Annotated in this window: 10 protein-coding genes; 1 reads left to right on the forward strand and 9 read right to left on the reverse strand. The window is 51.6% G+C overall.

From position 1 onward, the window contains the following. Positions 1–2: 2 nt before the first annotated feature. The 8 genes from cobM to H6G89_RS05235 all read right to left on the reverse strand — a co-directional run bounded on the left by cobM (position 3) and on the right by H6G89_RS05235 (position 10,632). The gene (cobM, locus tag H6G89_RS05200; RefSeq protein WP_190504194.1) at positions 3–806 is read right to left on the reverse strand and encodes a precorrin-4 C(11)-methyltransferase; all 804 of its coding nucleotides are present in this window, start codon (positions 804–806) and stop codon (positions 3–5) included. Between the two features lie 288 nt (positions 807–1,094). Continuing rightward, positions 1,095–2,996, reverse strand: coding sequence for a DUF4394 domain-containing protein (locus tag H6G89_RS05205; protein ID WP_190504195.1), 1,902 nt, complete (start codon positions 2,994–2,996; stop codon positions 1,095–1,097). 645 nt (positions 2,997–3,641) lie between these two features. Then, on the reverse strand, positions 3,642–3,791 hold the full coding sequence (locus tag H6G89_RS05210; RefSeq protein WP_190504196.1) for a hypothetical protein: 150 nt from the start codon (positions 3,789–3,791) through the stop codon (positions 3,642–3,644). 50 nt (positions 3,792–3,841) lie between these two features. After that, on the reverse strand, positions 3,842–4,750 hold the full coding sequence (locus tag H6G89_RS05215; protein WP_190504197.1) for a class II fructose-bisphosphate aldolase: 909 nt from the start codon (positions 4,748–4,750) through the stop codon (positions 3,842–3,844). A gap of 160 nt (positions 4,751–4,910) precedes the next feature. Next, on the reverse strand, positions 4,911–5,165 hold the full coding sequence (locus H6G89_RS05220) for a hypothetical protein (protein ID WP_190504198.1): 255 nt from the start codon (positions 5,163–5,165) through the stop codon (positions 4,911–4,913). Positions 5,166–5,327: 162 nt separating this feature from the next. Beyond that, positions 5,328–7,484, reverse strand: a complete 2,157-nt coding sequence (locus H6G89_RS05225) for a chromosome segregation ATPase (protein WP_190504199.1) — start codon at positions 7,482–7,484, stop codon at positions 5,328–5,330. 461 nt (positions 7,485–7,945) lie between these two features. Then, the gene (hslO, locus tag H6G89_RS05230; protein ID WP_190504200.1) at positions 7,946–8,842 is read right to left on the reverse strand and encodes an Hsp33 family molecular chaperone HslO; all 897 of its coding nucleotides are present in this window, start codon (positions 8,840–8,842) and stop codon (positions 7,946–7,948) included. A gap of 452 nt (positions 8,843–9,294) precedes the next feature. Then, positions 9,295–10,632, reverse strand: a complete 1,338-nt coding sequence (locus tag H6G89_RS05235) for a homoserine dehydrogenase (protein WP_190504385.1) — start codon at positions 10,630–10,632, stop codon at positions 9,295–9,297. 345 nt (positions 10,633–10,977) lie between these two features. Here H6G89_RS05235 and H6G89_RS05240 point away from each other — a divergent pair, with 345 nt between their 5' ends. Then, positions 10,978–11,826, forward strand: coding sequence for an LPS biosynthesis glycosyltransferase (locus H6G89_RS05240; protein ID WP_190504201.1), 849 nt, complete (start codon positions 10,978–10,980; stop codon positions 11,824–11,826). Here the strand turns inward: H6G89_RS05240 and H6G89_RS05245 are convergent. Further along, entirely contained in the window at positions 11,809–11,964 is a 156-nt protein-coding gene (locus tag H6G89_RS05245; protein ID WP_190504202.1) for a hypothetical protein, read from the reverse strand. The two genes, H6G89_RS05240 and H6G89_RS05245, sit on opposite strands and share 18 nt — an antisense overlap. Positions 11,965–12,003 lie beyond the last annotated feature (39 nt).

Below are 12,003 nucleotides of genomic sequence, written 5' to 3' on the forward strand. Positions count from 1 at the left end.
GGTTATCCTTGCGATCGCCGAAACAGATGGGAATGTTCGGGATTATAGAGGCGCGATCGGGCTTTTGCAGCGGTTAGGGCAGGACTAATTACATATAATGTCGTCCGAATCAAGTTTTCTCGCTCGGTCACGGTTGCCATCTCACTCAGTGGCACAACCCAAATTTTCTCGTCTGACCAGCCAATGCGAAAACAAACTGCAACGGGGGTATCCGGGTCATAGTGCTCCATCAAGGCTGCTTGCGCCGACTCTACATGACGAGCACTGAGATAGAGACACAGACTGGCACGATGCGCCGCTAACGAGGCTAACTCCTCACTTGGAGGGACTTGAGTCCGACCGCTAATGCGCGTCAGGATAATCGTTTGCACCAACTCTGGCACGGTTAACTCGACCTGGAGCCGCGCCGCTGCCGCCTGAAAGGCACTGATGCCGGGAATCACCTCAAAGGGAATCTCAGCACTCGCCAATGCTTGAATCTGTTCATGAATGGCACTGTAGAGGCTGGGGTCACCCGAATGAAGCCGCACGACCGACTGGTGCGATCGCACCCGCTCAATCATCAACGGCAAAATCTCCTCTAGCGTTTTGTTAGCAGTACCGATCACCTCCGCATCTGGGCGCACCATCTGCAACAAGGGTTTGGGCACCAGCGAATCGGCAAACAAAATCACATCCGCCTGAGCCAACAGCTTTTGCGCTTTGATCGTCAACAGATCCGGATCACCCGGTCCTGCTCCGACAATGTAAACTGCCGGAGCGAGCGCAGCAGATGCCTGCTGTTGAGTTTCAGCCAGTGTTTTCATGAGTTAGATGTAACTTTAAGAAGTTGCCAATTTTGTGAAGAATGGGTAAACCATTCTCGTTATTCCGGAAACAATAACCATCCCTAGTAAGAGGGAATGGTAGATGCACCCTGATTCAAACCCCGGAGGAAACTTCGGGGTTTTTCTTTGCAATGATGCAGTCTTGCAAAAGACAAGTGTATCAAGATTGCCAGGATTAACAACCCCAAAAATTGAGATCACTAAGAAGTCGGAGTTTTCTGAAAACTCCGACTTCTCTAACCCATGCTCAGACTTTTAAGCTCGTCTCTAGGTACGAGCACTCAGCCCAATCAGGTTAAGCGGTGCAGGGGTAGTGCCGGGAGTTGTGCCCGTACCTGTGGTTGGTGTGGTGCTAACCGTCACCGTTCCCAAACTGGTTGCAACTCCGGTGGTCAAGTTGATGCTATACAGCGTGGAACCAGAGGTGGCGTATGCCGTGTTCACGCCACTAGCATCTGTAAAGATGTCAAAGCCACTGTTTGGTCCGAAATCAACACCCAGAGCACCTACGCTGAACAAGCTACCCGTGTTGGGAGACACAGGTGTTCCATCTGCGCTGCCTTGGCGCACCAAAACATCGAGGCTGGTGTCAATGCCAAACAGCGTTGTTGTGGCAGTGCCTGCAAAGTTATTGGTGTAGGCAACAGCCGTAACATTTGGATTGGTGCCAAACCGGGTGTCATCTGTGGCGTATGCCAGAGCTGTGTCGGTTTGGGTGCCTGTGGTTGCCGTGTCGAAGTCTACGATCGCCCCTGTAATCGGATTCAACCGTGCATTTTCGTCGAGGTCACTGACAACCCGAATGCGATCGACGGTGGGGTTGAAGTCAATTCCCAAACTCGTGCCCGTTAGAGCCGGAGTGAAAGCAGTATTGCTCACTGCCGTCGCCGCTCCACTGGCCAGGTTGATGGTATAGAGCTTGTTGGCACTGCTGATTCCAAACAGTTCACCCGTTGCCGGACGAAAATCAATGCCGCGTAAGGTTTCTCCACTGGCTAACCCCGTGACGTTGATATTAACGGCTTTATCCAGTTTGTCGGGGTTAAAGGCAACTACAGCGTTGTTATCTGTTAAGCCAAACAACCGCAGCGGAGCCGACGCAAAGTTGAGTGTGTACTCCACGGAGGTGTTAGTTGCGGCAGGGAAGACGCGCACAAAGTAAGTGCCTGCGGTGAGGCTCTGATTAATCAGGTCTTCGGTCGTGCCCGTGTTGCTCGACCTGCCGATTACCGTGCCTGTGCTGTTGAGTAGCTCCAGGTTGGCATCCGCAGACAATCCATTAAGTGCCAGATTGAGGTTGGTAGGAGAGTTGAGATTCACCCGGTAAAAGTCTTCTGGATCGCCAACTCCTACAAAGTCATCAAAATCATCGGTGCTGGGGGTAATGTTGATGGGACGTGCCGTTGTCGTGTCGTCATCATCAGTGCTGATCAGCAACGATTGGAAATTGATCCGGAGTCGATAACGAGTACCGCCGCCACCACCACCGCCACGACCGAAGTCAATGCGAATGAAGTAGGTTCCGGCTTCCAGAATCTGGTTGATCTGCTCGGATAAATTGCCCCCTCTCGCGGAAAAGGCGATGCGCTGACGACGACTGTTAAAGATCGTGATGTTGGCGTTGCTACTCAACCCTTGCAGCAGTGTGGTGCAATTGCTGCGCGAGGTGAGGTCAAACCGATAAAAATCGAAGCGATCGCCCCCGTTATCATCATCCCCATCATCATCGTCATCGCCAAAGCTGCCGATGGAGTCATTAAAGACAAAGCTGCCTTTGAGCTTGTTTTTGCCAGTGCGGATGCGGAATGCCCGCGAAAAGCTATTCCCTGCATCCTGGCTGACAGAACAGACAAATCTGTAATTGGTATCACCCTCAATTCGATTCACCCGAACAAAGTAAGTCCCTGCGGCGAGTTGCCGACTAATCGACTCGTTATCGTCATCATCCTCTTCGGAGGAAACGATTTCACGTCCTCGGCTATCATACAGAGCCAAATCTGCATTGCCTTCTAGCCCACTGATCAAGCAAGTGAAATTGCTGCGGGCTGTGAGTCTGATTCGATAAAAGTCGAGCTTGTCAAATTCAGCGAGGGATTCTCGAACAACAAACCGACCGTTTCTAAAACGAATATCGGAGGCATCCGAAAACCGATTACCTGCATCTGTCATACAATGTCACTCCTCCCGGATATTGACGGATATGGTGATTGAATACTGGTTTAGTCAGCGCGACCTGACACATGTTTCATGTGTCAAAAACATGCCGAACTCAAAATTGCAAAAGACGTTGAACTGTTGAAGGGAGTGTGAGGGCTTACGCCTCCCGCCAAGGGTTGCACCACCAGAAAGGCATCTCGCTAACGCTGCGCGGAGATGCTTACAACACTCTAGCTATGAGGACTTTACGCAAAAACTTGACATACGGTCTTATGGCTAAAGATGCGATCGCGATCGCCATAACAGTTTAGTGATGGGGTGCAGGGCTTAAATCTATGAGGTAGTGCGCCCCTAAAACCTCAAAATTCTCGGCTGCTGAGCAGCCCCTCAACACAGGAAAAATACACTAGCAGTCACTTAGACTGAAAGTACCTTTTCCGGTTCCTGTTATTGCCAAATAAAATAAATTTGTAACCATTCCAATTGATACCAATTTGAATTGAAGAGGCAACGGGTAGTGTTCTGGAGGGAAGGATGGTGAGAGGGTGTGAGTGTGTGAAATGCCCACGCTCAACCCTCTCACTCTCGCTCTCTTAGTCCCTATCCTTTCCTATTGCGCGAACTAAGGAAAATCCAGGTTTGCCGAACCGAAGTGGGTTAGTTTGGCTCTTGTATAGCGATCGCTAAAACCATTAAGACATTAAATTTGAGTCCTGCCGAGAGAAACGCAATGAATCGCGTCTGTCCTGTTGAGTACCCTGTCTTAACTGAGGTGACTACGGCTATAGCTACGGGTTTAACCGCCACGATTCGGATCTCGAACTCAGGTTAGTTAAGTGCATTCAAGTTAAACGAATTTAGTTCAGCGCAAGTTCATGTGCTTGTGCCGCCAACATCTCAGCATAAGGGGTGTCGTGCAGATGAGCCTTGCCAACCGAGCCAAACAAGACTAGTTTTTCTTGAATGACAGCTTCCATTGCGGCGATCGCCCCTTCTGCTAGATCCAACAAATCACTGACTTTGCCACCACAAACATCGTCCTTGATGGATCGCATGTATGCCTGCCGCACTTCCGTATTGACGTTAAACTTGCATACTCCCAACTGAATCGATTGGTGAATCATGGACGCAGGCAACCCTGAGGCTCCATGTAACACTAGCGGGATATTGAGCCGCTCTCTAATTTTCTCCAGGCGGGAGAAATCAAGCCGGGGTGGGCTTTTGTACTCACCATGCACATTGCCAATCGTGACTGCCAACGCATCGACCTGAGTCAGTTGTACAAAGTCCAAAGCCTGGTCAGGGTCGGTCATCTTGGCTTCTTTTTCTGCCACAGTTAGACCATCTTCGGTGCCGCTAATGCGACCGATCTCAGCCTCAACCACTGCCCCATGCTGATGCGCCAGTTGGGTCATTTTTTGGGTAAACGCCAGGTTTTGCTCGTAGGGATGAATTGACCCGTCCGCCATGATAGAACGGACTCCCGCCTTGAGTGCCAACTGGATGTCTGCTTCAGAACTGCTGTGATCGAGATGCACCGCTACAGGCACCGCAGCCGAGTGAGCCGCTTCTAAACACAACGCCACCAACGGCAACTGCCCGTACTTCAAAGCACTGGGGTGAAGTTGCAACATGGTTGGGCTGTGGCTCGCCTCGGCAGCGTTAATTACAGCTTTAACCCCCTCCAGGTTGTAGATGTTGAAGGCACCAATGGCATAGGCATTGCGGCGAGCAGTTTCTAACAATTCCTGGGTTGAACTCAGCATAGCGAAGAAGTTTAAAAGCAAAAGACAGAGGAGAGATGAGGCAGGATGGCATCTGCCTTAGGAGATTTCTGAGAAAGAATCTACCAGTCGGTTTCTGGTAGGGGCGTTTCGCGAAATGCCCTTACAGGTATTTTGTTTCCTGGAAATCTCCTTCAAGCTTTCAAACCTCTGGCAACACTCCGATTGGCGGTGGGATAACAGAGTCTACTGGACGAGAGCCAATCGGTGGTGGAATGTTGAGCTTAACGGGAGTTGACCCAATTGGAGGGGTCACAGTATAGGTTTGATAAATTTCAACGGTCACGCCACCAATCGGCGGTGGAATGGGCTGATCGACTGGATTCACGGGAGGTGCCCAGCCAATTGGAGGCGGAATGGGGCGATAGTGATCAATGCTCATAGTGTCAGGTGGCATGTAGCGTGAACAGAACGCTTGATGTAGAACAGTAATGAAGCTGAAAGTCTTCTACAGCAAGACATTCTCAATCTAAAATCGCAAACCTAAAATCCAAAATTGGTCAGGTTGCCCCTACTATACCTGGCTTTTATCTCTCCTGCTAATTAAAATCTGTAAACTCTAGTTTGGAGATGTAAGTTGTTGTTGCCATTCCTGAATTTGTAGTTGGGCTGCGGCATAGGCTTCCGTTCGCGCCGGAATGGATTGAGCAGTGGCGATCGCCCGTTCCAGGTCATACGCGGCTTCAGATTCGGCAATTCGTAAAATTTCCTGACTCCAGACATTGATCATCTGATCCGCTTCGGCGCGGGCTGGGCTACCCTCCGGAACCTGATTTGCCGTGCGAATGGCATTCAGCAACATCGAAGCCGTTCCTATACTGGCATTGTCATAGGCACGTTGCATCAACGACTGCCCCTGCGATTGGTTGCGCCAACGGTTGATGGCTGATTGAGCGTCGTCATACAATGCTCGACCAGAGGCAATTTGCTGAGCAGTGGCGATCGCCTGGTCAATGTTGCCCATTTCCGCCAGTTGTCGGGCGCGATCGAGATAGGGCTGGTCTTGCATGGTCTGCACCTGAGCTGTCCAATCTCGAATGCGTTCCCGTGCTTCTCCATAGAGGGCGCGACCCTCTTGAATCCGACTGGCTTGATTGATTGCTGTCTGAAGGGAAAGCACATCACCGCCACTGGCAATGCGGTCTGCCTCCGCCAATAGTGGATTGTCTTCGATCGTCTGAATCTGAGCTGTCCAACGGGCAATCTCTTCTCGCGCTTCATCTCCACGCGGATTGTTGCGGGGCACCAATTGCGCCTCGGCGATCGCCGCTGTCAGATCCTCCAGAGTGCCCGATTGAGCGATTTGCCGTGCCCGATCAAGATAGGTAAGGTCTTGAATCTCCAGTTGCCACTGGCTAATCAGGCGTTGTGCTCGGCTGTAGAGGGGGCGATCGCGCTCTAGCCGCTGCGCCTCAATGATGGCGGATTCCAAATCGGCAACGGTGCCACCCCAAGAGGCTTGATAGGCAGATGCCAGATAGGTGAAGTCCTGCACTTCTTCCTGCAAGCCTGCTCGCTCTGGAATCTGGCGCAAAATCGACAGTGCCTCTTCTGCATCCTGGCGATCGAGTTGGGCTTCTGCCAGGTCTATCATCTTCTCGCCAATCTGCACCATCAACGGTTGGGTTTGAGCATGGCCAGGGCTGCTGGGTTTAATCTCCTCCAGAATCTTGATTGCCGCCAATAAATTTGACAATCTGCCCCGTCGAATCAGGGATCGCACCCGCGCTAGCTTACTGCCTTCAACACGTGCCGTCTCAATAATTGTGTTGAGTTCCTGATACTTTGTTGTTTCCCAATAGGTGTTGCCCACGTAAAGCAATCGCACTGCTGCCGCAAACGCCGCTCGCAAGTCCTGCTTTTCGATCGCCGCTTCGGCTTCTTTGTAAATCGCTTCGGCTTCTGCCCAGATGGAACGCCACTGTTTGATGCGGTCTTCTATGAGGGCATGGGCTGAGGTGTCTGCGGGAATCTTGTTGGCGATCGCAATGGCTTCGTCCAGGTTGCCACTCTGAAACGCCTCCTCCGCTAAATCGAGAATTGCTGTTGACCACTGTTCAATTAAGCTGTTGACCTCTGGGCGCAGGGGGTGATCTTGCGGCAACCCATTTACCAGGGCGATCGCCTCTAACAAATCATCAACCGTTTGCTTGTTAGCGGCTAACTGAGCACAATACATCCGCAGCGAACCGGAGGCGGTGGGCCAAAAAATGGCAGGGCAATTGGGCAGGGCAGGTAACTTGAGCAACAACGCTGCCGCTAATCCCCCTGCTCCACTAATGGTAATGACGGAGACAATCACCCAAAACTGCCAGGTTTTCAGGAACCGAAACCGGAGTGAGCGTGGCTCTCTGCGTCGGCGCATCGTCGGAGTCACAACTTCATCGATTGGTTCACTCCTGTGAAAGGAGGAGGGCGATCGTGGTGGCACACCCACAGGAGGCGGTTCAACTGGCCGAGCGTGCGATCGCGGAACTTGAACTGGGGGAGAGGGGGGTTGTAAGCGGGAGGTTTGCCCCATTGAACGAGACACCTGTGGCGGAACGGGCACCCGTGGCGACCCCGGTCGGTAGGGCGACACTGGAGGCATCTCTGAACCTGGTACTCGCTGCGACCCCTGTCGGGTATCCCGCTGCGACCCCTGTCGGGTATCCCGCTGCGATCGCCCTCCCTGACGCTGAGAACGACGTTCTGGCGTTTCGCGTTCCTCGGTCATATTTACCCCACGCCCACACGACAACTTTCAGATGAAATCTAACCAGTTGCCATCCTATCCTTCAATCTCTGAGAAAGCCACTCTTGGAAAAAAGAAGACAGAAAAATGAAAGGATGAAGGCTCAGGAAGCATGAAAGGGTGGAGGCTAAACTCTCTTTAATCACTTTGGATCTAGTCAGGAATGCCCACATCGAGGCTCAGCCTCCATCCATTGCTTCACAGGGCAGAGCCGAAGGATATACCAGAAACATAGGGAATTGATTTTCTCTTCATCCTTCATCCTTTATCCTTCAGCCTTTATCCTTCATCCTTCATCCTTCATCCTTTATCCTTTATCCTTCATCCTTCAGCCTTCAGCCTTTATCCTTCAGCCTTTATCCTTCATCCTTCATCCTTCAGCCTTCATCCTTCAGCCTTTATCCTTCATCCTTCAGCCTTTATCCTTACCTTTTCCCCCCTGCCTATACCTCGGCTTGCAAGTCCAAAATCAGTTGTTGTAGCTCATCGCTATTTGCCCGATAGACCTCACCACAAAAATGGCACACGGCCTCGGCTCCTTCGTCTTTCTCAATCATGTCTTGCAGTTCATCCTGCCCCAACATCTTCAACGCCCCTAAGACGCGATCGAAGGAGCAACCACAATGAAACCGCAGCATTTGCGTTTCTGGGAAAACTTCCAACCCCATGTCGCCCAATAATTCTTCAAACATCTGGGGAAGGGTTTTGCCTTCCTGCAACAGAGGAGTGAAACCGGATAGTTTGGCAATACGAGACTCTAACTTTTCTACCAATGCTTCATCTCTAGCTGCTTTCGGAAGCACCTGAATCAGTAAACCTCCAGCAGCGGTCACGCCATCGGGTTCCACGAAAACGCCTAACACCAGCGCAGAGGGAGTTTGCTCAGAACTCACCAAATATTGCGTGACATCCTCTCCGATTTCCCCAGAAACCAACTCTACGGTGCTGGAGTAGGGATAGCCATAGCCCACGTCACGCACGACATAGAGATAGCCCTTGTGCCCAACGGCTCCACCCACATCTAGCTTGCCGATCGCATTAGGAGGCAACTCCACAGAGGGGTTGTCTACATATCCGCGAACAGTACCGTCTGGTCCCGCATCAACCAAAATGCCACCCAACGGACCATCACCCTTAACCCGGATGTTGACCCGCGAATCAATTCTTTTCATGCTGGATGCCAGCAACAGTCCAGCAGCCATCGTGCGCCCTAATGCAGCACTGGCAACGTAGGAGAGCTTATGGCGTTGTCTGGCTTCCTCAGTGAGGCGGGTCGTGATCACCCCAACTGCCCGAATGCCACCCTCGGCTGCCGTCGCTCGAACTAATTGATCTGCCATGAAAGTCTAAATACTTCTTTACACTTCTGCTATTTCTATTGTAGGTCGCTCGATTCCTTCCTTGGGTGATTCCCCTTCTAAAGGACGTTATACCAATTTGAATTGGCTTCGCTGCACAGGATTCCGTAAGGTCATTTCGCAAAACGCCCCTACCCAGTGATCTGCCACAATCAAACATTAAATCGGTATTACTTGGTACAACTCGTTGTAAATAAAGGTAGGAATTTGGGGTGCAGGGGTGGAACCCCTGGCTGTGGCACAGCCCCCACACCCCTGGGTCTATTTCCAAACTCTATTTGTGAATAGCAGTGCTTAGGATCGCGGATGTAATGAATCCGCAAACTGTAAGAGCGGGTCTAGCAGAGCAATCTGTACCCTGCCATGGTGACAGCAAAACCCGCCCCTGCCAAATATTGAACTTAATTTAATTCCTATTCCTTAGCCTGCCTCGGCTACCACACCCTGAGGACACTGGGAATACTGTGAATGGACGGAAATGCTTTGACTTCTGCTAATGCGGTGCGGAAATTGCCCTCATTGACGGTATGAGTCACCACAACAATCTCGGCGAGTTGATCACGCATTCCAATCTGCACGACCGACTCTAAACTCACCTCGTGGTCGCCAAAACAGGTGCCCAGTTTGCCAATCACGCCAGGTGAGTCATGGGTGAGAAAGCGGACATAAAAGCGGGTTTCGAGTTGCTCAATTGGGGTGATCGTGCAGTAATGCTGATGGGTACATGCCATCAGGGCATGGGGTTCACTATCCGCATTTGTTGAAACAACACTGGGAGCAGTGCTGCAAGTTTTGAGAATGGCGACAATATTTTGCACATCCGAGACGACGGCACTGGCAGTCGGCCCTGACCCTGCACCTCGCCCAAACAGCATGACCTGACCCACTGGGTCGCCCTCTACCAAAATAGCGTTATAGACATCGTTGACGCTGGCGAGAGGGTGGGCTTTAGGTAATAAAGTAGGATGTACTCGAACTTGCAGATGATCTGTCGTGTCATTGGGATTGTAGGCAGATTCTCGGCGAGCGATCGCCAACAACTTGATGACAAACCCCAGGCGATCGGCATAGGCAATATCCGCTGCACTCACCGAGCGGATGCCCTCACAGTAAACCTCTGGCAACTTAATGCGCCCACCAAAGGCAAGCGACGCGAGAATAGCAATCTTATCAGCGGCATCATACCCATCCACATCTGCGGTGGGGTCAGCCTCGGCATATCCCAGGGCTTGAGCGTCTGCCAAAATATCCGCAAAATCGCCACCTTCCTGCTGCATTCGTGTCAGGATGTAGTTGGTCGTGCCATTGACGATGCCCATAATGGTGTGAATTCGGTTGACGCTGAGGGATTGTTTCAATGGCTGAATGACTGGGATGCCCCCTGCTACCGCTGCCTCGATCGAGACATACACCCCAGCTTGATTAGCTGCCTCAAAAATCTCCTCGCCATAGCGAGCGATCACCGCTTTGTTTGCCGTCACTACATGCTTTCCGTGGGCGATCGCCTGCAAAATCAGCGAGCGAGCGGGTTCCAGTCCTCCAATCACCTCCACCACAATATCTACAGTGGGGTCAGTGACGATGCTCTCCAGATCCGTGGTCAGCAGGTCTGGGTCTAACTTCACCGCACGCGGCTTGTCAGGCGATCGCACCCCTACTTTATAAATTGCAATCTCCTGCAACAGCGGATGACGCTGCTCAGGGTTCAGCAAAATCTCAACCGTTCCTGTGCCAACCGTTCCTAGCCCTAACAATCCAACCTTAAACGCCACAATCCCAAACCTGTTATTTAACATCTGATCCACATTGTAGGCGGGTGGGGTAGATGGATAGAAGATTTGAATGGGAATGGGGGTGTGTGAGGGTGGAGGGGTGTTGGGGCGCAGCATTTGGCTAATGGAATTGTGGGTGAACCGAGAATGATTGCCCAAATGCGTACTCTCAGGGAATTCAAGAATCCATGAAATTGACCGCTAATCAACGCCCCATGACGATCGCAAGCATTCTCATTTATGTGATTTGCGTAAAATTAACCGAGAACCATTGCCCTTCGCCCTGCGAATGTGCCAAGGTTTTGCTGATGACTCCTGCCTACGTTGCAACCTCACAGGTTGAGCATGAACACGTCTCCTTCAACAACCCATCAAACCTCCAGTTCTAATCGCTTAGTCGATCGCCTCAGTCAGGTGATTGTCGTTGCTTACAAAGAATCAACCGACCAACTGCAAAACGCGATCGCCCAGGAAGGCTTGCGGTGCGAGATTCAGCGTCAAGAAGACAAACCAGAATACAAAGAGTATGCCGCTGCCTATCGCTGTATGTTAAACCACTGCCGGGCGTGGGAACGCGCCGCCCAGGAGACGCGACCCACCATGATTGTGGAAGCGGATTACGTGCCTGTGCTGGGTTTAGGTCAACTGCCGTTGCCCTTTGATCACCAGAATGGCAAAGTCGGCATCGCCTGGCTCTATACTTGCGCTCCACAGATGTATAGCGTCACCCCTGAAGGTTTTATCGAAGGGTTTTCAACCGCTCTCGTGGCATACATTTTGACCCCTCAAGGAGCCGCCTGTTTAACGGGGTTAGTGGATGAGATGACGCAAAAACATGGCACTGGATACAACGTCTTTGACTCCTACATCGATCGCTATCTGCGCGATCGCGGCTTCAAAAATTACATTCCCTTCCGCAACTATGGCGAACATGGCGGTAAATCCAACCCGGAGCATCGCAAAAATGGGATGAGCGGCATCCATCGCGCCGATGTGCTCTACAACAAGTTGGCGTTTACCCCTGCCTATGTTGAAGATGAAAGCCTGCTATTGGCACGGCTCAAGGCTCGTTCTAAAGGGCTGTTTCGTTTGGGAACCGGAAAATTTCTCCGGACGAAAATTGTCAGAACCTCCAGCGTGCCCTGGCGGTTAATGAGAACGGCGATCGCCCGACAGTTAGTCCCACGGTTGTGACGAAACAATAGAAAGAGGCGTTGCATCTTCCGGAGTCCGCGTCGGCGGACTTCGCTCTGATAGCCGCGAATTGATTCGCCAGGCTCCTAAACCGACCTGACGTTGGATTAGCACCACCGAGAAAAGAGAAGCAGCCAACGCAAGAAGGAATTTAGGGATTCGGCTTGATTCATACCC

It is taken from the genome of Oscillatoria sp. FACHB-1407 (assembly GCF_014697545.1).
Classification (GTDB): domain Bacteria; phylum Cyanobacteriota; class Cyanobacteriia; order Elainellales; family Elainellaceae; genus FACHB-1407.